This window comes from Pseudovibrio sp. SCP20, assembly GCF_057774105.1.
On sequence record NZ_JBYMDH010000003.1, the window covers coordinates 218,646 to 239,415 of the forward strand.

General features: G+C 52.8%; 18 protein-coding genes and 1 riboswitch. Of the genes, 6 read left to right on the forward strand and 12 right to left on the reverse strand.

Features of this window, described 5'->3' with window-relative positions; all coding sequences use genetic code 11:
- Positions 1-206 precede the first annotated feature (206 nt).
- Together AC3CB2_RS13660 and AC3CB2_RS13665 are read left to right on the forward strand one after the other, a co-directional pair.
- Positions 207-1,148 (forward strand): 3-hydroxyacyl-CoA dehydrogenase family protein, encoded by a 942-nt coding sequence (locus AC3CB2_RS13660; RefSeq protein ID WP_352933331.1) that lies wholly within the window; start codon positions 207-209, stop codon positions 1,146-1,148.
- 395 nt (positions 1,149-1,543) lie between these two features.
- On the forward strand, positions 1,544-2,419 hold the full coding sequence (locus tag AC3CB2_RS13665; RefSeq protein ID WP_352933333.1) for an HNH endonuclease: 876 nt from the start codon (positions 1,544-1,546) through the stop codon (positions 2,417-2,419).
- Positions 2,420-2,759: 340 nt separating this feature from the next.
- Here AC3CB2_RS13665 and AC3CB2_RS13670 read toward each other — a convergent pair whose 3' ends face one another.
- From AC3CB2_RS13670 to AC3CB2_RS13685, 4 genes are read right to left on the reverse strand one after another with little or no spacing between them, the layout of a single operon-like run.
- A complete protein-coding gene (locus AC3CB2_RS13670; RefSeq protein ID WP_352933336.1) occupies positions 2,760-3,548 on the reverse strand; it encodes an ABC-type transport auxiliary lipoprotein family protein in 789 nt (262 codons plus the stop codon).
- 10 nt (positions 3,549-3,558) lie between these two features.
- Positions 3,559-5,496 (reverse strand): MlaD family protein, encoded by a 1,938-nt coding sequence (locus AC3CB2_RS13675; protein WP_352933338.1) that lies wholly within the window; start codon positions 5,494-5,496, stop codon positions 3,559-3,561.
- A 9-nt stretch (positions 5,497-5,505) separates the two neighbouring features.
- On the reverse strand, positions 5,506-6,297 hold the full coding sequence (locus AC3CB2_RS13680) for an ABC transporter ATP-binding protein (RefSeq protein WP_008547435.1): 792 nt from the start codon (positions 6,295-6,297) through the stop codon (positions 5,506-5,508).
- Positions 6,298-6,326: 29 nt separating this feature from the next.
- Entirely contained in the window at positions 6,327-7,475 is a 1,149-nt protein-coding gene (locus AC3CB2_RS13685) for an ABC transporter permease (RefSeq protein WP_008547818.1), read from the reverse strand.
- 108 nt (positions 7,476-7,583) lie between these two features.
- On the opposite strand from AC3CB2_RS13685, the gene dgcN reads away from it, so the two are divergent.
- Both dgcN and dgcA read left to right on the forward strand, forming a co-directional pair.
- Positions 7,584-8,597: an N-acetyltransferase DgcN gene (gene dgcN / locus AC3CB2_RS13690; RefSeq protein WP_352933341.1), complete on the forward strand. Its 1,014-nt coding sequence runs from the start codon at positions 7,584-7,586 to the stop codon at positions 8,595-8,597.
- A complete protein-coding gene (gene dgcA, locus AC3CB2_RS13695) occupies positions 8,594-9,577 on the forward strand; it encodes an N-acetyl-D-Glu racemase DgcA (protein ID WP_352933344.1) in 984 nt (327 codons plus the stop codon). The genes dgcN and dgcA overlap by 4 nt, the downstream gene beginning before the upstream one ends.
- 41 nt (positions 9,578-9,618) lie before the next feature.
- On the opposite strand, the gene AC3CB2_RS13700 is transcribed toward dgcA, so the two are convergent.
- The gene (locus AC3CB2_RS13700; protein ID WP_208608817.1) at positions 9,619-10,797 is read right to left on the reverse strand and encodes an MFS transporter; all 1,179 of its coding nucleotides are present in this window, start codon (positions 10,795-10,797) and stop codon (positions 9,619-9,621) included.
- Between the two features lie 172 nt (positions 10,798-10,969).
- On the opposite strand from AC3CB2_RS13700, the gene AC3CB2_RS13705 reads away from it, so the two are divergent.
- The gene (locus AC3CB2_RS13705) at positions 10,970-12,100 is read left to right on the forward strand and encodes a protein phosphatase CheZ (protein WP_352933346.1); all 1,131 of its coding nucleotides are present in this window, start codon (positions 10,970-10,972) and stop codon (positions 12,098-12,100) included.
- Between the two features lie 66 nt (positions 12,101-12,166).
- On the opposite strand, the gene AC3CB2_RS13710 is transcribed toward AC3CB2_RS13705, so the two are convergent.
- The 3 genes from AC3CB2_RS13710 to AC3CB2_RS13720 form a co-directional block, all read right to left on the reverse strand.
- Positions 12,167-13,186, reverse strand: coding sequence for a threonine ammonia-lyase (locus AC3CB2_RS13710; RefSeq protein ID WP_352933349.1), 1,020 nt, complete (start codon positions 13,184-13,186; stop codon positions 12,167-12,169).
- 91 nt (positions 13,187-13,277) lie between these two features.
- Positions 13,278-14,357, reverse strand: coding sequence for a glycosyltransferase family 4 protein (locus AC3CB2_RS13715; protein ID WP_352933351.1), 1,080 nt, complete (start codon positions 14,355-14,357; stop codon positions 13,278-13,280).
- A complete protein-coding gene (locus AC3CB2_RS13720; protein ID WP_164845249.1) occupies positions 14,354-15,160 on the reverse strand; it encodes a UDP-2,3-diacylglucosamine diphosphatase in 807 nt (268 codons plus the stop codon). Before AC3CB2_RS13720 ends, AC3CB2_RS13715 begins: the two co-directional genes overlap by 4 nt.
- A 266-nt stretch (positions 15,161-15,426) precedes the next feature.
- Between AC3CB2_RS13720 and AC3CB2_RS13725 the strand changes: the two genes are divergently transcribed.
- On the forward strand, positions 15,427-16,206 hold the full coding sequence (locus AC3CB2_RS13725) for an SDR family oxidoreductase (protein WP_352933353.1): 780 nt from the start codon (positions 15,427-15,429) through the stop codon (positions 16,204-16,206).
- A gap of 61 nt (positions 16,207-16,267) precedes the next feature.
- Here the strand turns inward: AC3CB2_RS13725 and AC3CB2_RS13730 are convergent, their stop codons facing one another.
- The 4 genes from AC3CB2_RS13730 to AC3CB2_RS13745 form a co-directional block, all read right to left on the reverse strand.
- The gene (locus AC3CB2_RS13730; RefSeq protein WP_352933355.1) at positions 16,268-17,536 is read right to left on the reverse strand and encodes an OmpP1/FadL family transporter; all 1,269 of its coding nucleotides are present in this window, start codon (positions 17,534-17,536) and stop codon (positions 16,268-16,270) included.
- Between the two features lie 293 nt (positions 17,537-17,829).
- Positions 17,830-18,933 (reverse strand): TRAP transporter substrate-binding protein, encoded by a 1,104-nt coding sequence (locus tag AC3CB2_RS13735; protein ID WP_352933357.1) that lies wholly within the window; start codon positions 18,931-18,933, stop codon positions 17,830-17,832.
- A 12-nt stretch (positions 18,934-18,945) separates the two neighbouring features.
- Positions 18,946-19,749: a bifunctional hydroxymethylpyrimidine kinase/phosphomethylpyrimidine kinase gene (thiD, locus tag AC3CB2_RS13740; protein WP_352933359.1), complete on the reverse strand. Its 804-nt coding sequence runs from the start codon at positions 19,747-19,749 to the stop codon at positions 18,946-18,948.
- The gene (locus tag AC3CB2_RS13745; RefSeq protein WP_008547425.1) at positions 19,749-20,504 is read right to left on the reverse strand and encodes a hydroxyethylthiazole kinase; all 756 of its coding nucleotides are present in this window, start codon (positions 20,502-20,504) and stop codon (positions 19,749-19,751) included. The genes thiD and AC3CB2_RS13745 overlap by 1 nt, the downstream gene beginning before the upstream one ends.
- A 40-nt stretch (positions 20,505-20,544) precedes the next feature.
- Positions 20,545-20,653: riboswitch (TPP riboswitch) on the reverse strand.
- Positions 20,654-20,770 lie beyond the last annotated feature (117 nt).

Below are 20,770 nucleotides of genomic sequence, written 5' to 3' on the forward strand. Positions count from 1 at the left end.
AAACTCTCAGGAGCCTTTTTTGCTGGCAGTGTCGTTTGCCTTCAACTTTGCTGTTCGGAGAGCTGCTCGTAACCTTCCTCCAAATTGCCAAATTGACCCAGAAAACAACATCATAGTAGTTCTGCTTACCTGCACTGGTGTGTAGTGCAATCTCTGCGCCAGACTGAGCAGCTCATTCAATTCGGGCAACAACAGGAAAAGCTGACATGAAGTACCCAAACATTGCAATTCTCGGGGCCGGAACAATTGGAATGAGCTGGGCAGCGCTGTTCGCGGCCACGGGTCGGCAGGTCACCGTTTACGATCCCTCTCCGGAAACGGAAGACCGGGTCACCACTCTGATAAAGAACGCTTCAGAAACGCTCGCTGCCCTTGGATGGGAACATGCAGGCGATACGTCTAAGCTGAAGTTTACGAACGATCCGGTAGCAGCTGTGTCAGATGCTGACTTCATTCAGGAAAGCGTACCAGAGCGTCTTGAGATCAAACACGGGCTCTACCAGCAGATTGAACCGCACCTGAAGCCAGAGGTCATCATAGGCAGCTCAACTTCAGGCTTGAAGCTCTCCGATATGCAGGCAGGGTTTAACAACCCAGCACGCTTTATCCTCGCCCACCCCTTCAACCCACCACACCTCATTCCATTAGTGGAGCTGATGGACAACGAGAAGACAGATGCAGACGTGCTCCAGTCAGCTAAAGACTTCTACGAGAGCATTGGCAAAGTCTGCGTCCGCCTCAACAAAGAAGTCCCCGGACACATCGCAAACCGCCTGCAAGCCGCAATCTGGCGTGAGACCATCCATCTGGCAATGGAAGGCGTTGCCAGCGTTGAGGACATCGACAAAGCCGTTGCGTACGGCCCTGGCCTCCGTTGGGCAGCGATGGGGCCAAACACGCTCTTACATCTCGGTGGAGGTGAAGGCGGTATCCGTTCCTTCTGCGATCATCTTGGTGGGCCATTCCAAAGCTGGTGGGATGACCTTGGCACCCCGCAGATCACGCCAGAAGTGGTCGACACCCTCGAAGATGGCGTGAAAACCTCGCTGGAAAACACAACCATGCAAGACCTTGCCAAACGACGGGATGATCTGGTTTTGCAGTTCGTTCTGTCCGGGCAAACCAAGAAGGAAGAAACCTCCGCATAGTAAGCTGACACCCAGCCAGCCACGCGCTGGCTCTATGCCCTCTTCGTCGATACTGGTCTTTAAACAAGTCTAGGTAGCGGAAAAAGGAAAAGCCATAACGAAAACAGAATACCTACTTCCGTGAACTTGCCTCACGTACATCTCATCTTCACCTAGCTCTAGACAATATAGATCTTTTACGAGTTTCCTCAAAAATTGTAACAACTCTCTAGCATACATATTTTACATGCATTAACATTAAATAAGTTAATAAAATTTCATCAATGTAATATAGCTCCTTATTTAAGTATCAATTTTGAGAATAAATTTATTATTATAATATTAATCACGGTTACTACTAGATATTTTAATCGAAATATTCAACTTACCAAAAAAGCAATCAAGGATTGTATAATATGGAGAGATCCAGAAAAAGAACCTCAGAAGCCGATCGAAGATTTATTATAGGAAAGTCAGGCGGACGCTGTAACAAATGTCGCTGTGAGATTTTTGCCGAAAACGAATTTTACGAGAGGGCGCGATTAGGAGACGATGCCCATATAATTGCCGCATCACCCTTAGGCCCAAGAGGACAGTCAGGGAGCGAAGACAAAGCACTTGCAAAAGCTACAAACCTAATTCTTTTGTGCAAGACATGCCATTCAGAGGTAGATCAACAACCTCGTAAATTTACAGAAGAGTATCTTTTACAACTGCGCGAACGACACTATGCTTGGATTGAAGCATCATTGGGAAAGGTACTAGCTCAACGACCAAAATTTCATTACTTATCGTACATTAATGTACCACGTGTAGATATGTACGCCGTTGTAAACTCAATCTATTTACCTCAAATCGAACTTAGCAATGCTCAATCATTCCGGGATTTAGGCTTCCAAGCAGGACGCTTAATGTCTACATACACAAAAGTTCTTAATGACGAAGCTTTGTATGCAAATATTTTGCGCTCTACAACCAAATTTGAGGAGCTAGAAGTTGGTTCATACTGGTATTCATCAGAAGTTATTTTTAGAAGTAAAAAGATATCTAGAGATCTTGATCCTGAAGATTCATGGAGTAAAGAAGAAAGTATCATATATCGAAAATATGATGGCTGGAAACTTGTTTGCTTAATCAACCCAAGATGGATAACAACATCGACTTCATTTTCGATGCTTAGTAGCGGAACGATAAAAACTGCTGGAATACTAAACATAAAGAGCGTTGATGATATCAATAAAATCGCAATTGCATCTCCGCTTTTTCTAGGCGCACCAGACGACAGGCCTTAACTGTAATGACTACCTACTTCAGAGCCAAGCAACACTATGAGGCGATTGCTCAGTCCGAGGAGCACAAGTGGCCGAACATCCATTGGTGTGGAGATATTGAAAACTGTGATGTGTGCTCCCGGCCAATGCAGGATGAGATTTACATGATTGATGGCCCCGCAACCTTTTCATCTAACGCTCCATGGGGCAATTTATGCATAACTTGCGCTCTAAAGTATTCACCCCAAATAGGTTGGGGGAAAGCACAACTTTACCAAAAAACAACTGACGAGAAGTGGCTACTGATCGCTGGCGGTCCACCTATAGAAGAGTTTTAGGACTACTACATTCAAAACTCCACTTAGTTGCCCTTCGCTGCCTCAGTCATCGCTGGTGCAACAGCAGCAACCTGTCTGTTGCCAGCGGTTTCCTGAGTATTCAGCTCAGCACGCTTGGCAGCCGCCTTGGAGCGAGGAATGCGTCCAACGGTGTTAACGGACCAGCTGGCGATCTGAGAAAGCACATTATCTGAGGCCGCATTCAGCGCCGGAATGGCATCAGTAACGGTATCATCCGTTGTCGGAACACTTGCTGCGAACACGCGCATGCCGATGGACCGTCCGTCACGATCATCCACGATGCGAGCGGCCACTTCCACATACGCCTTGTCACCACCGTCTACCTGCAGCTCAAAAGCCCGCAGAGTGGTTTGCAGCTGGTAGTCGATCAGAAGGCCCTGCCCCGGTTGGGAAACACCACGCAGCTTGCCAGTGTTCTCCAGCGTCTCAACAAGCTTTGCCTGGAAGACGCGAGGCAGCGTGTCAGTCCACGCCACTTTCGGGAAGTACGAGTAAATCGGACCACCGCCCTGTGTCACCGCAATATTGCTCGTATCCAGCGCCTGCAAAGCAACCGGCGTTGCAACAAGCACCTGATAGTCGGAAGCTCTCACTTTGACAGGAACATCGCGCGGCGCAGTCAAACCATACAGGGCTTCTGGGCCACTTGCCCCACACCCTGCCAGACCACCCAACAGAACGGCACCAACAACCAATTTTTTAAGTGTCGAACCGAACACGCCGAGCTCCAGCTTACTGCCATAGGCAACCCGTGGGTTTTCGAGTCGCTTCCCTATAGTTTTGTCAAACATTTCCAAAAACTCAACGCCGCTGCGCCCCATTAAATACAGGTGTGTCCGATCCGCCAAAAATCACACGATTTGGGTTGCGGTCAAAATTATTCACGGCCCGTCGAATTTCAATAAGTGTCTGGTTTAACTGCTGCATTGCCGCAGTAAAGTCCTGTCCGCCTTGCTGGCTCAATTTCAACAGGGCCAGCGAAATTGGCTCTGCCCGCTTAGCAAAAGCGTCTGCAACCTTGCGAATGGAAGCCGCTGCATCAGTTGCCTCCTTGATGAAGCCCTGTCCATCAGCAGAAACCATGCCGTCCACTTTCTCCAAAATGGTGTTCACGCGCACAGAAGCTGCATTCAGATTTGTGGCAATGTTCTTCGCCTGATCAATCACCTTATCAACGTCAGGAACCTTCTTCTTCAGTTCCGTTGTCATGTCGTTGACGGACTTGGCAGCATTGCCGATCTCATCAATCGCCTTGGAAAGCTCTGGTGTCTTTTCAGCCAGTGTCGTCGCAACCTTGTCAGCCGAAGCCACAATGTTGGAGACCTTGGCCGGATCAATCGCTTCCACAATACCATTGGTGTTGGAGATCAGCGTATTGGCGTTGTCCATGGTTTCGCTCAGCTGATCAGACGCGGCACTCAGGTTGGTTCCAACCTCGCGCGCAGAAACAATCACGCTGTCGATCTCTTTGTTGCGCCCGGCAATGGTGTTGCTCACCTCACGAATGTTGGCCGTTGCAGCACCCGCATCCTCAATGGCTTTCGCGATCACCTGATCCTTGTCAGAAAGTGTCTTGGTCACCTTCTCAACCGAGGTCACAATGTTGCTGACCTGATCAGACTTCACCATGCTCAAAATACGGTTGGCGTTTTGAGTGGTCAGCACAATCTCGTTAGAAGCTGTCTCTGCATTCTTCACAATGCGGTCGATCGCTTCCTTGTTCTTGGTCAGCTCAACAGTCAGCTCACGCGCATTCTCAGCAACAACAGAAGCAGAGGACAGCATGGTGTTAATGTCCCCACGACGCTCCGTCAGCACACCGCCCAGATCCGAGGCGCCTTTCAAAATGCGCCCGACTTCCTCAGGCTTGACCGCAGCAATTACCTTCTCCAGCTGCTCAAGCTCATCATTCAGCTCTGTGGTGAAGTTCACCAGCTGATCAGAGGCCAGCTTGCCATTAGCGATGATCTCACCAACACCATCTGTAGAAGCTGACAGCTTGTTGGTCATGCTCTCCACATTGGTGACGATCTGGCCCAGCTTGTCCGGCGGCACATTCGCCAGCAGGTCATCCCCACGGTCCACCAGATTACCGATCTTGCCAGAAAGCCTGGTCAGCGCCTTACTGGTCTCAGTCACGCCAGAAAGGAAGTCATCCACGCCCTTGGCATTGTTGGCCAGCGCCTGCGTAAAGACCTCAACGTTCTGAATGGTTTTCTGCACATCCGGTTGGGCATTCATCACCAGCTCATCAATATGCGTCAGCGTGGAATCCGCCTTACGCATGATGTCTTTGGCCCCTTCCAGCAAATCCTCAAACTGAGACCTGCGCGCATACATCACCGGAACAGTATCAGTCGCTTTGGAGAACAGCGGCGGAGACTCCGATGACCCGCCGGAAAGATCCACATAGGCAACGCCCGTCAAACCCGTAAACCCAAGAGAAGCAACCGTGTCGCGGCGCAGCGGAGCATTGGCATCAACACGCACAGTCGCCACAACAAGCTTCGGGTTTTCAGCATCATACGTGAGCGCACTCACGTCACCGATTTTGATACCGTTAAACAGCACCTGACCACCAATCGGCAGGCCAGTCACAGCACCGGGAAAGATAATCTTGATGTCACGACGGCTCGAGCGATCACCCGCGCTCAAGAGCCAGAATGTAAACAGAAAGGCGATGCCAACAACAGTTAGAACGAATGCACCGATAGCGATATTATTTGCGCGGGTTTCCATGCATCCTCCTCACACCCGATTGAGGGCACGCGCCCCACGGAAATAGGACTTAACCCAAGGGTGCTCCACCTGCATCATATCCTCAATGGTTCCTTCAACCAAAACCCTGCGTTCACCCAGCACGGCAATACGATCACAAATACTATGAAGACTATCCAGATCATGGGTGACCATGTAAACCGTAAGTCCCAGAGTTTCTTTCAGTTTTACAATAAGATCATCAAAATCAGCCGCCCCGATCGGATCCAGACCGGAAGTGGGCTCATCTAAAAACAAAAGATCAGGATCCAGCGACAGCGATCGCGCCAGCGCAGCCCTCTTGATCATACCGCCGGAAAGCTCGGAAGGCAGCTTGTCTGCCGCATCCAGAGGCAACCCAACCATCTCAATCTTCAGCAGTGCCAGCTCATCCCGCAGCCGCGGAGAAAGCTTCAGATGCTCACGCATCGGCACCTGCACGTTCTGCTTCACCGTCAGCGAGGAAAACAACGCCCCCTGCTGAAACAACACCCCCCAGCGCTGCTCAATTTCGCGGCGCATGGAATCCGTAGCTTCATCAAAGTCCTGCCCAAACACCTCAATGGTACCGGACCGCCGCCGTGTCAGCCCCAGCACAGCACGCATGAGCACAGACTTACCCATACCGGACGCGCCAACAAAGCCAAGCACTTCGCCGCGGTACACATCAAGATTCAGGTTCTCCAGAATAAGCTTATTGCCAAAGCCAACGGTAATATCCCGAACCCGAAGCAGCACTTCCCGATCATCAGCAGCTTGGTGACCCGAGCCTGATCCGTTCATCGGCCCTGTTTGCCCTTGTCCCATACTGGTTAAAACCCAATAGACGCGAAGAACACAGCAAAAACTCCATCCACCACGATGACCATAAAAATAGATTTCACAACAGAAACAGTCGTATGACGCCCAAGCGACTCCGATGAGCCCTCAACCTTCATACCTTCCATGCACGCAATAAGCCCGATGATCAGCGCCATAAAAGGCGCCTTCACAATGCCGACCATCAGTGTATCAACAGTAACAGCAGCCTGCAGTTGTGCAATAAAGGAATGAGGCACAATGCCCAGATACCACCAGCAAGTCAGCCCGGCACCGAACAAAGCCGCGATATTCGCCAGAAACACAAGGATCGGCAGAGCAATCATCAACGCCACCAGACGCGGCAGGATCAGTACTTCCGTCACCCGCAAACCGGTCACCTGAAGCGCATCAATCTCTTCCTGCATCTTCATGGACCCCAGCTCAGCCGTATAAGCAGAACCAGACCGGCCAGCCACCATGATCGCCGTCAGAATAACGCCAATCTCACGCAGCACCAGAATACCGGAGAGATCCACCACAAAGATCTCTGCCCCAAACTGCTTCAGATAAAACCCGCCCTGCTGCGCGATGATGCCACCGATCAGAAAGCTCATCAGGCACACAATTGGAACCGCTCCCATACAGGAGCGCTGAAACTGCACGCCGATGGAGATAGGCCGCAACCGGCTTGGATGGGTCGCAGCAGCCGTAATCGTCGCTGTCAGGCTACCAAGCATGGCCAGAATATCGCGCGTATCACGCCCCAGCTGGCGAGTCGCTTCGCCCACAGCTTCGAGGTAATTGAGGAAAGAGTTACCAGAGTGTTCTTCGGTTGGATTGTCGACTTCTTGCCGGTCAACCTCTTTCAGCAGGATGTCGAACCGCTCGTCTTCATAAAGGAACTTGACCTCCCGACCCTGCTCCGCCTGCTCCATCTGGAACCGCTGCAGCAGCCAGGCACCAGCGGTATCGAGAAAACTAACCGCCTTTAAATCCACGCAAATTACAGAGTGAGTGAGAGACGCCGCCACCTGATTGATGAGATTTTCGCAAGTGGCCCCTTGCCGGATGCCCCAGGCACCGGAAGCCGTAAGCAAAAGTAACGCCCCGTCTTCAGCAGTTACCAGGTCCGGCGCATCAAATTTATCACTCAGCTTCATCTCGGGACCCTGCGCCCTATAATCCAAAAATCCTATTGATCCTATACAGGTTTCTGTAGTGTGTCGTCTAGTAATCCTCATTCAGCCACAAGTACAACGGATAAAATAATGTCTATTTCTAAGCCATATCTATTATTTCTTGGGGACGTAAAAGACGAGCTCGCAGCAAAAACTGCGCATGGCGTACTTGATTGGCGACCGGAGTGGTGTCTGGGTCAAATTACACTTCCCGGCTGCAAAGCCCACACCAGCCTTCCTGAAATGAGCCTGACCGAAGCATCTGAAGCTGGCGCCAAAACCATGGTGATTGGCTGCGTGAATGCAGGCGGTGTTCTGCCAGATCATTGGATCGCCACCATCGTTGATGCGCTCAACAATGGCCTCGACATTGCAGCAGGCCTGCATATTCAGCTCGGAAGCATCCCGGCCATTGCCGAAGCCGCCGCAAAGAACAACCGCAAACTCCATGATCTGCGCTTCACCGACCTCACCTTCCCAACTGGCAAAGGCGAGAAGCGATCTGGCAAACGTTTGCTCACCGTTGGTACAGACTGTTCTGTTGGCAAAAAATACAGCGCAATCGCCCTCCAGCGTGGCCTGGCAGAACGCAACGTCAGCTCAGACTTCTGCGCCACCGGCCAGACCGGCATCCTCATCGCCGAGCGCGGCATCGCCATCGACTCTGTTATTTCAGACTTCATCTCTGGCGCCGCGGAATACATCAGCCCAGCCACCAAAGACGACCACTGGGATGTGATCGAAGGTCAGGGCTCCCTGTTACATCCATCCTTTGCAGGCGTCTCTCTGGGTCTGCTCCACGGTTCTCAGCCAGATGCCTTTGTGGTTTGCCATGAGCCAACCCGCTCCACCATGCGCGGCGTCTCAACACCAATCCCATCCATTCAGAAAATCATCGACCTGAACGTACAGTTTGGCCGCCTGACAAACCCGGACATCCGCTGTGTCGGCCTTGCCATCAACACCATGATGCTTTCTGAGAATCATGCAAAAAACCTGATTGAAGAGCTGAGTGAAGAGCATAAACTGCCCGCAACTGATCCTGTCCGCTTCGGGACCGATCCAATCATTGATCATATTTGCGCGGAGTTTAAACTGGTTTGACCTGTCGCCTATCTATTGAAGCTGAAACATTCCCAATTGCGGGAAGCTTTACCATTGCCCGCGGTTCCCGAACCGAGGTGAACGTTGTCACCGCCAGCCTCACTCAGGATGGCCTCACCGGACGTGGCGAGTGCGTACCATATCCCCGTTATGGCGAGAGCGTTGAAAGCGTCACCGCGCAGATTGAGGCCGCCCGCGCTGCTATTGAAGCTGGCGTCTCCATCGAAGAGCTGCAAAGCCTCATCCCGGCAGGCGCTGCCCGCAACGCAGTGGATTGCGCCCTCTGGGATCTGACAGCGAAGCGCCAGAGCACCACTGTAGCTGAACTGGTCGGCATCAAGTCTCAGCACATTCTGGAAACCGCCTACACCATCTCCGTTGGCACACCTGAGAAGATGGCAGAGGATGCAGCAAAAGCAGCATGCCGCCCGCTCCTCAAGGTCAAGCTTGCTGGTGATGGGGATGTGGAACGCATCGCAGCTGTCAGACAGGCAGCGCCAAACAGCAAGCTCATTGTGGACGCCAACGAAGGCTGGTCGGAAAGCAATCTGGAAGCCAACATCAAAGCCTGTCAGCAGGCTGGTGTTGGTCTGGTGGAACAACCGCTACCCGCAGGCAAAGACGCTGTTCTGGCAGAGGTGGAACATCTCATCCCAATCTGTGCAGATGAAAGCCTACACACCTCAAAAGATCTGGAAAGTCTGCGCGATCGCTACTCGGCGATCAATATCAAGATCGACAAGACTGGCGGCCTGACAGAAGGCCTGAAGCTGCTGCGCAAGGCAGAAGAGATGGACTACGTCATCATGGTTGGCTGCATGCTCGCCACGTCTCTCGCCATGGCACCAGCCATGCTGCTGGCGCAAAACGCTGACTTTGTAGATCTGGATGGACCACTGCTGCTCGCAAAGGACCGCGATCATGCGATCCAGTTTGAGGGCAACCTGATGCACCCTCCTTCCCCGCAGCTCTGGGGTTAAGAACAAGAAAAGGCGGCTCTCTCAGAGGCCGCCTTTTTCATTTATACGCGCTTTGTCACAAACATCAGTGTCACCACACCGGCAACACAGATACTTGCCATCAGATAGAAGGCGTAGGCCTGCTCAATCTCGTAGAGCCAGCCACTGGCAATGCCGCTCACGCCCATCACCACACCAAAGGCAGTCTGAGAAAGCCCTTGCGCAGTGCCAAGGCGTTTGCTGGAAACCAGCTTGGACGTGTAGGCAACAAGCCCCAGGAACACCATGCCGAAGCTTCCAGCATGCAGCAGCTGCAACAGCACGGCAGACCAGGTTTCAGTGGCATACGGGAACAGCAACCAGCGAATGATGCTCGCCACACCACCCGTCACCATCAGGCCCCACGCACCAAGGTGGCGCATGAAGAACGAGCCCCACACGAAGATACCAATCTCTGCCAGCGTACCAAGCGCCCACAAGCCGCCGACCATGGCATCGCTAATGCCAACGGACAGCCAGAAGATACTGGCAAAGGCATAAAGCGCCGAGAAGCTGCCCAGTAACAAACCACCAGCCAGCACCACCAATAGAAACTGCGGATCACGAAGCTCTTCCGCTTTCCAGATGCTTTCCTTGGTGGAGCTGCGGCTTTCAGATGGCATGCCCGGCAGCAAAACAGATGTCAACGCCAGCACGCCAAGCGCGCCGACAGTCAGGAACAACAGCTCTGCAGGCTCACCAAAGGACAGATACCAACCACCAATCAGCGTGGCGACCACAAACGCAATGGAGCCCCACGACCGCATCGGCCCGTAATTGAGGCCAAGCGTGTGCACGGTTTCATATGCGTATGCATCCTGCAACGGCTGAATAGGCGTGTAGAAAATGGAAAGGAAAATTACGAGGCCGATGACCACCCAGTAGTCACTGGAGTAGATCATGACCCAGAACGAGATCAGCGCAATCACGCTGAACAGCGCCATGGAATGACGTCTGCGGCCCGCCCGGTCAGAGATGCTCGTCATCACCGGAGTTGCAAAAATCCGGACGATGTTCGGCAAGGCAATCGCAAATGCGATCTGCACAGGAGTGAAGTTAATATCCTCGAGAAAAAGAGGAAAGTACGCAAGAAAGAATGCGTTCGCAAAATTGAACGCCGCAAACAGACCACTAACGCCTGTGGCGATCCAGAATAGATTATGGGCTTTCCCTAAAGGGGAACTGCTTCTGGGCATAGTCATTGGAAAACACTACAAATGGGGGTGGAGAGTACCCACAAATAAGGATGGGAAGGGATACTCCTATTACTTGTGCTAATAGGGACTATCCAAATCAATGTAAACCAATTATTAGCCGTAGGATCTGTTATATAAACTTGTAGTATATTCTTAGTTAGTTATGAAGGAGCCACTTATGGCTGGCAACAACCGAAAGGTCCTTTTGAGCCCCGAGGAATTTGATGCCATCAAAAGCGCACTCTCTGAGACAGAAAGAGGTCGCGCTTTCCTTCACGATCACCTCACCTTAAACAGATCAGTCGAGACAGCAGACCTTCTGGAAGCTGTGAGAAGACTTGAGAAAACATTGGTTGAGCGCGAACTTCCATCAGAGATGGAAAGCTATCGCCTGCACACCTATGAAATGTATGAGGCGATCGAGCGGACCAAAGACGAGATCTCCAAGATCAAGCTTGAGAACGCCGACAATAACCGCTTTTCAGCAGCCTCTGACGAGCTGGATGCAATCGTCACATCCACGGAAAGCGCAACCCAGGTCATTCTGGAATCATCTGAAGCGATTCAGGATCTGGTGGACAAACTGCGCGCATCCGGCGCTGAAGATGCGCCATGCGATGCCATTGAAGAAATGGCCATGGAAATTCTCATGGCCTGTTCCTTCCAGGACCTCACCGGCCAGCGCATCAACAAAGTGGTCAAAGCCCTTCATTACCTTGAAGGCCGCATCAGCAAGATGATCCGCATCTGGGGTGTAGACCTGACAGACGAAGAGCGTCCGAACATCAACCTTGATGATCCGCATGACGAAGACGACCGTCACATCGACAAACGCCCGGATGCGCACCTGCTCAACGGCCCTCAGATGGATGGCGAAGGCGTGGATCAGGCAGACATCGATGCCATGTTCGACACAACACCGGCCTCCTCTGAAGAATCTCTCAATGAGAATGTCGTCCAGTTTGCCACCGAGGCACGCGCAGAAGCCCCCTTTCAGGAAGCCAAAGCTGAGCTGGAAGAGGAAGCGGCTGAAGTTGTTGAGCTCGACGATATGGCAGACGAGCCGGAAGTGGTCGAAACTTCTGAAGTCGCGGTTCTTGATGATGAAGAAGAAGATGATCTGATCGCGACTGAAAGCACAGTGCCAGCAAATGACAGTGCACCACTGGCAGCAGAAGCAAAGGTGGAAGAGGAAGAGAACCCGATTGAGATCGAGGGAGAGTCTCCGCCTCTGACAGCACCGCGCAGCAGCAACTCAGACCCGCTGCACCACCTCTCAACAGGTGAGCGCCTCGCCCTGTTCTCCTGATCAGAAACGAGACACCGAAGTTTTTAAAAGCCGTTTGCGCCTTATCCCGCGCAAACGGCTTTTTTCTTAGGCCGGAACTGTCTCAGCAGAATACTGCTTCAGTGCAGTTGCAAAAACAGCAGGGTCTACATTACCGCCGGAAATGGTGATGACCGCGGTCTTCCCGGTAATATCAATCTTCTTGGAAAGCACAGAGGCAAGCGCAACAGCAGCACCCGGCTCCACAACCAGCTTCAGCTCAAAGTAAGCAAAGGCAACCGCATTCAGCGCTTCCTCATCGCTCACGCTCAAACCTTTGGCATGACGTCGGCTCAAAACGGAAAAGCCTTTATCACCCGGCGTTTCAGTCAGCACCGCATCACATACAGAGCCACCCAGCGCCGGATTACTCACCCGCTCACCAGCCTCTAAAGAGCGTGCGTAATCATCAAACCCGTCTGGCTCCGCTGTATAGATCTGAACCTCAGGCAGCTTCTCCTCCAACGCCAACGCAATACCGCTGGTGAGGCCACCGCCACCCGTACAGCTGATCACCAGATCAGGCGTCACGCCCAGCACTTCACACTGCTCGGCAATCTCAAGACCCGTGGTCCCTTGCCCAACAATCACGCCGCTGTCGTTGTAAGGATGAATGAACGTCGCACCACGCTCCTCACAAATGCCTTGGGCAATCGCCTCACGATCTTCCATTTCCCGATCATAAAGCACCACCTCAGCCCCAAGCGCCTTGGTGCGCTGGATCTTCAGTTCCGGCGCATCTTTCGGCATCACGATAGTGGCCGGGAAACCCAGGATCTTGGCCGCAGCAGCCACACCTTGTGCATGGTTGCCGGAAGAACAGGCCACAACACCCGCAGGCCGCTTATCCTCCGGAATAAGAGAAAGCCGATTGAACGCTCCACGAAACTTGAAGCTTCCGGTTCTTTGCAGGTTTTCCGCTTTGATGAAAACGCGGCCATTCACCCGCTCATCCAACACCGGAAAGTTCAAAAGCGGTGTCAGACTGGCATAGCCCTGCAGCCGTGTTTTAGCTTTTTCAATTTCGGAAACGGTGAGTTCAACGGGACTGGAAACATCTAAAACCATAAGAACCTCGATAACTGCAATATGAGGCTATCTATAACACGCAAAATTACGCAGGCTGATCTTAATCTGAAACACCCCCAAGGAGATCCGCTCAACCATTCAGGTGATTTCCGACAGATCCCTGACCTGCTCCAGCACCCTGCCGAAACCCGGCAGGCATCGCCGGATCATACGCATGCTCAGCATTGGCGAGAAACTGCTCAGCACTCGCTCGCCATGTAAACCGCAGAGCAACATCCCGGCAGTGGTCACGGGAAATCTCCAGCGCCTCTAATGCCGCTGCCTGAAGATCATTCTTCAGCACCCCGGCCCCGCTGTTCCCGATCACGTCAATCGGCCCCATCACAGGAAACGCCGCAACCGGCGTCCCACAGGCAATCGCCTCCAGCAACACATTGCCAAACGTATCCGTCAGGCTGGGGAACACAAACACATCCGCATTGGCGTAATACTCAACCAGCTCATCCCCCTCAACAGGCCCTGTAAACAGCACCTCAGGATACGCCAGCCTCAACTCCTCCAGCTGCGGCCCGCCACCAACAACCACCTTGGTGCCCGGCAAAGCCAGTTGAAGAAACGCCTCAATATTCTTCTCAACCGCCACACGTCCCACATAAAGAAACCGCGGCCCTGGCAGATGATCCAGCCGCGCGGTCCGTAAAGGCCGGAACCGCTGATGATCCACCCCACGCGACCACCGCAGCAGGTTCTCAAATCCCCGCATCCGCAAATCTGCTTCCAACGTCCCCGTCGCCACCATGCATCCCTGCCCACTGTTGTGGAACCGGCGCAGCCACGAGTAGCTGAAGGACAACGGCACCGGATAGCGCGCCTGCAAATACTCAGGAAAACGCGTGTGATAGCTCGTGGTAAAAACCCGCCCATCCCGCTTCGCCACCTGCCGTGCCATCAACCCAAGCGGCCCCTCAGTCGCGATATGCAGATGATCGCAGTCGTACTTCTCGATAAACCCACGCACGATATGAGGCAGCGTCAGGCTCAGCCGGATCTCGCCGTAAGATGGCATCGGCACACTGTGAAACGACTGCGGTGTCAGAAACTCAACGCGAATTCCCATGCGCCGCAACTCAACAGCCAACCGCTCCAGCGTCCGCACAACACCGTTGATCTGAGGCTTCCACGCATCGGTGACAATCAGGATCGAACTCATGCCGCCACCCGACTGCCGGAACTCTCCCTCGAAGGCTCAGTAGCAGCCCGCTTGCCATCCCCCCAACGGATCAACTCAAAGGTTCCGTCAAAGTTCTCGGCAACAGCGGTGCAGCTTTCCACCCAGTCACCCGTATTGATGTAATGAATGCCGTTGGTCTCGTGATCCGCCGCATGGTGAATGTGACCACAGATCACCCCATCCACCTTCTGCCGCTGTGCTTCGGAAACCAGCGTCTCCTCAAACTTGCCGATGAAGTTGACCGCATTCTTCACCTTCAGCTTCGCCCAGGCAGACAAACTCCAATATGTCAGCCCCAGCTTGCGGCGACAGTAATTCAGCACCGTGTTCAGGTTCAACGCTGTCACATAGGCCCAGTCCCCAAGGAATGCGAGCCACTTGGCGTGACGCACCACCACGTCAAACTGATCGCCATGAATAACCAAATATTTCTTGCCGTTGGCTCCTTCGTGGATGAACTGATCCACGACCTCCACCCCGCCAAAGTGGATGCCAAAGAAGTCCCGCAGGAACTCATCATGATTGCCGGGAATGTAGACAATGCGTGCGCCCTTGCGCCCTTTGCGCAACAGCTTCTGCACCACGTCATTGTGAAGTTGAGGCCAGTACCAAGACCGTTTCAGACGCCACCCGTCGATGATATCTCCAACAAGATAAACCGTGTCAGCATCGTTATGCTTTAAAAAGTCCAGCAGTAAATCTGCCTGACATCCGCGCGTGCCCAGATGTACATCAGACAGAAACAAGCTTCTGTACTTTTTGCTAGTAGAATCCCCGGTCACCACAAAGCCTCCGGAATAAGAAAACCTTCTTTCCTTTAAATTGATTCACAAGAAACAAATATGACAGGATACATTTACTCGAACTTTGCAGTTTCTTGCTTGAACCTCAAGCAACATTACTCCCCGTTTATTAGGGGATAGAAAAGCAAGTCCATGCAATTCAAGTGATTATTCTATTCGCTTGCTAAGCTTGAAGGTCACTGGCTCAAATTCCTCAGAGCCAGTAAGCTGCCTGCCAGAACGCATTGATTCAGTGGGATATTCAAATGAACTTGGGAATTGAGGGGCGCAAAGCCATCGTCTGCGCATCCAGCCGTGGCCTGGGATTGGGTACAGCAAAAGCGCTGGCAGAAGCCGGATGTGATCTGGTGATCAATGCACGCAACGAGCAACTACTCGATCAGATCTCCAAGGATCTGTCTGCAAAGCACTCCATCTCTGTCACTCCGGTTGCTGCTGACATCTCCTCTCCAGCAGGCCAGCAAGCCGTCCTCAACGCCTGCCCAAACCCGGATATCCTCGTCAACAACAACGGTGGCCCACCGCGCCGAGACTTCAAGGAACTGGATCGCCAGTCCATTCAGGATGGTGTTATCCAGAACATGATCACCCCGATTGAGCTGATCAAAGCCGTCATTGATGGCATGGCAGAGCGCAAATTTGGCCGCATCGTCAACATCACCTCCATGTCTGTGAAGATGCCGATTGAGGGCCTCGATCTTTCCAGTGGCGCCCGCGCTGGCCTCACCGCATTCCTGGCAGGCGTCTGCCGTCAATACGCACAGCACAACGTCACCATCAACAACGTCCTGCCCGGCAAATTCGACACCGACCGCCTGAAAGGGGGCTTTGAACGTCAGGCAGAACAGACCGGCATCTCCATTGAGGAAGCAAAGCGCCTGTCTTCAGAAGAGATCCCAGCCAAGCGCCTCGGCAATCCTGAAGAGTTCGGCAAAGCCTGCGCCTTCATGTGTTCCGCCCATGCTGGTTACATCACCGGCCAGAACCTGCTGCTCGACGGCGGCCTCTACCCAAGCGCATTCTAAAACAAAACCGCCTCCCCAAAGTATCACTCTGGGGAGGCGGCCAGATGAGCGAACAAAGCTCTTAGAACTTCAGACGAGCACCCAGACTAACAATATCCACGTTGGTGTCATTCACCGGCCCCTGAATGGTAATCCCTTCATAGAATGGATGATCCGGGTTGATGTTGATACTCTCGCTTTCCGGGAACAGGTGCGAGTAACCAATATCCACTTCCAGCCAGTCCTCATAGAAATAACTCAGCCCGGCACTGATCCAGAACCGGTTCGCATCCGGCAGACGAGGCGTCCGGTTGGCTTCATCAATCGGTGACCACTCGTAAGCCAATCCAAACCGACCCGTGAAGTTCTCGGTAAAATCATACTCCGTGCCAAGCGAGATGAAGTAACCGTCGTTGTATTGGAACGGCAGCTCAGAAACCACCTGATCCTGCAGGTTGAACACCGGGAAGGTGCCAAACCGTGACCAGTGCGTCCACTCAAACGTACCCATCCCACGCCAGCGCTCATTCAGCTCTTGCTGGAAGGAAACCGTCACCGTCTCCGGCATGATGATGTTTGCGCGAATGGGTGTTGGCGCATTACCGCCGACCACAAGCCGACCTTTGAGGTTGTGTTCAATGGGCGAGCGATAGCCAATACCAAGCTGTGTACCTTCCCACGGCTTGAAAAGAGCCCCAACAGTTGCACCAAATCCGAGGTTGTAGTCTTCACCCCGCAGTTCCGCTGTAGGGGAGTTAGCAGCAATTGGTGGAACACCCGTCGCTGACTTCAGCCTCACCTGCAAATATTGAAGCTGCCAACCAACCCCAACGGAGAACTTCTCGGTAAGCTCATAAGCTGCCATCGGCGTAATATTGACAGAAAGCACACGGGAGGACCGCGCATAGACCTGCCCCGCCCACTCAATTTGAGGTTTGGTTTCAAAACCATAAGGTGCATTGGAACTGACACCAAGGGTGAGGCGCTCATCCACTTTCCAGGTGCCATATCCTGCAGGCACCCAAGCATCCACGCCAATATCACCTGAGGAGTAAGGCACTCCACTGACTGGAATATTCAGCGCATCAATGGTCGCCGTATCCAGATCAATCGTGGCACGAGGAAACACAACGGTCTGGGAGGTTTCCACCTGTATGCCGTCATGTCCTGTCATCGTTGCTGGGTTCCAGTACATACTGGAAAGGCTTTTTGAGACTGTCGCATTTCCGGCAAAGGAAAGGCCTTGGAACCAGGCAGATTGCTCACGAACAGCAAAAGCACCGGCGAAGGCATCAGAGGCAATCAGCAGCGTGGAGAGACTGGCGATCGTAATGGGCAGATATCTGGACATGCACGGTACTTTCTGTTCTCAAGAAAACAATCAAGCAGCGCCATGATCAAGTTACGAGTTACTTATTGATTCGGCTCTTACAACTAGAATTCCAAATATTATCAAATTCTTGCACTGGTAGTTTTAAAGGTTTACCCGCCCACCTTCACAAAACATCAATGGCAGTAGATGCTCCATGCATTTAGTTATGCGTATTTCGTGCAAGTAAACTGAAACATTTTCTGTGGCAAAACTTCCACATAACAAAAGACCCTCCGAGTGGAGGGTCTTTTAAACGTAGTTTGATGAGCCGGTTAGCTTCTTGCAGCGATGTTTTTGCCCAGCGAAAGGGCACTCCAATCCGCAAGAAGCCCCTGCGCTTCTATGTAACTCTCATAAATCTTGCGAGCCATTTTGTCTTTCTGGGTATAGATATCCAGCACCTCAATGCTGGTCTCCTTCAAGGCAGTAAGAACCTCTTCAGGGAATTCGCGCACCTCCACACCATGCTCTTCCTGCAGCACCTTCAGGCTCGCTGCATTCTGTGCATTGGCTTCAGAAAGCGCCAAGTCAGCCTCCACACGGCAAGCCTCTTCAACCACCGCCTGAAGCTCAGGAGAAAGACCTTCCAGCGCAACCGCATTCACAATCGCTTCGCCAGTACCGTTTGGCTTGTTAAAGCCCGGACCGTAGTAGTACTTGACCAGTTTATGGAAGCCCAGCGCACTGTCAGTCCAGGGTCCGAGAAACTCAACGCCATCCACCACATGGGTCTGCAAGCTGGTGAAGATTTCGGCAGCTGGAATGTTGACCGGGGTAACACCAAGTTTGCGCAGGATCTCACCACCGAGGCCAACCATGCGCAGTTTGCGACCTTTCAGGTCATCAAGTGTCTCAACAGGCTCACGATACCAGCCCGCCATGGTAGGACCGGCATTACCGGCCATAAACGGCTTCACGCCAAACGGCGCGTAAAGCTCATCCCAAAGTTCCTGACCACCCATCTGATCCACCCAGGCAGTATGCTCCTGAGGCAGCAGACCGAAAGGAACGGTCGTAAAAAACACTGAGCCCGGCATCTTGCCAGCCCAGTACAAAGCAACGGAATGGCCCATCTGTGCAGTGCTGCTTGAAACAGCGTCAAACACCTCAAAAGCCGGAACCAGCTCACCTGCAGCAAACAGGCGCACACGCATCCGACCATTACTCATGATGTTGATGCGATCACAAATGCGTTGCGCAGACATTCCTGGGCCCGGCAGGTTCTTCGGCCAGCTGGTCACCATGCGCCATTCGATCACCGGTTCAGCATCCTGAGCCAGAGCAGGTGCAGCAAGTGCAGCGCTACCGGCAACTGCCCCAGCAGTTAGCCCCAGCGCCTGTCGGCGGGTCAGATTATTATCTTTGTTCTTGGTCATTATCTCCGCCTTTTATTCAGACCAGAATTCGTGGAAATGGTGCACAGGCCCATGTCCCTCGCCTACGTCAAGCGTATCTGCAGCTTTAATCGCCTGACTAATATATTCTTTCGCTTCGCCAATGGCGTCTTGCAGCGCCAGCCCCTTGGCCAGTTCCGCCGCAATCGCAGAAGACAGGGTACAGCCAGTCCCATGTGTGTTCTGCGTTTTATGTCTTGGCGCCGTGAACCACCTCTCCACATCGCGGGAGAGGAAGAGGTCATCACAGGTATCATCAGATCCGTGTCCGCCTTTCAGCAGAACCCCATTCGCACCCATGTCCAGCAGAAGCGAAGCTTGGCTGTGCATGTCTTCACGGGATCCGGCCACCGGCTGGTCCAGCAAAAAGGCCGCTTCCTGCATATTCGGCGTAATCAACGCCGCCATGGGAAACAGCTTCTGCTTCAGGACCGCAACGGCTGAGGTTTGCAACAAAACATCACCAGAAGTTGCAACCATCACCGGGTCAAGGATGACGCGCTTAACATCATATTCCGCCAGCTTTGTGGCAATAACATCGATAATCTCTGGCTGTGAAAGCATGCCGATTTTCACGGCATCCACCTTCAGGTCAGAGAAAACAGCATCCATCTGGTCCGCCACGAATGCTGGCGGCACATCATGAATGGCTGTCACACCTTTGGTATTTTGGGCCGTCAGTGCAGTGATCACACTGGCCCCATAAACACCGCGAGCCGAAAAGGCTTTCAGGTCTGCCTGAACGCCAGCACCACCGCCTGAATCCGAGCCCGCAATTGTGACTGCAATCGCACTCATTAGGCCAATACCCCACCTTTATTATTCATTGTTTCGAGCTTGAGGCGCTCGTTGAATTGGTCAGCCTTCAAGCCATAGAGGGTATCGATGAAAGCTGGAGTGAAGCTTCCCGGCCCATTTGCCTGCTCTGCGGCAATCTCGCCGCATACACCATAGACAGCCAGCGCCGCAACCACGGCAAGTTCCTGATCCGGCTCAACAGCAGCAAAACCCGCCAGTACTCCCCCCAATGCACAGCCGATACCGGTCACCTTGTCCATATAGGCATGACCGTTGCCGATGGTGTAGGTTGCCTCCCGGCCAAACACGGCATCTTCATTTCCGGTGCGCACAAGCAGCGTATCCTCACGAACCGCACCGCTCAGCCCGGCGCTCTCAGTCATGTTCGCTTTCAGGATGGAGATGTTGTCCTGCAAAATGTCCTTCGCAAACTCCATGCGAATGTCAGTACGATCCACTTTAACCGGGTCCAGCACCACGGGGATAGATTTCTTTGCAGCATTCTCCAGCCCCAACCGGATCCCATGCCGGCGCTTACCATCCAACGTCCCAAGGTTGACCAGCAACCCATCGACACCCTGAACGAATGCAGGAATTTCATCATGAGCGGCTGTCATGGACGGTACAATGTTACAGGCCAACATAATGTTCGCGGTAATGCTCTGCGCAACAGAGTTCGTCAGGCAATGAACCCGCACACCACGCTCACGCAGGTTCTCAAACACTTGCCAGAGATCTTCAGCTTTGTAGGACATTTTTTTCGCTCCCCTATTGATTACGGCGGGAACGATTACCTTGGTACTCATCCCAATTCCCTCCGCCGGCACGACCCGGATCAGGTTCTAGGAGTTGGCCTTCTGCCTCTCAGCCCGGCAGTCACTACCGAGCACCCCCATTGGTTAGAATTTTTTGCTAGCAAACCCACGGGCGAACTGCAAGGGGAAACGAGAGGCCGCGACAATAGGCAACTGGGGGTAGATTTCGCTTAAAAAACGCAAAAGCTTGCAAAAAAACGCAGCTT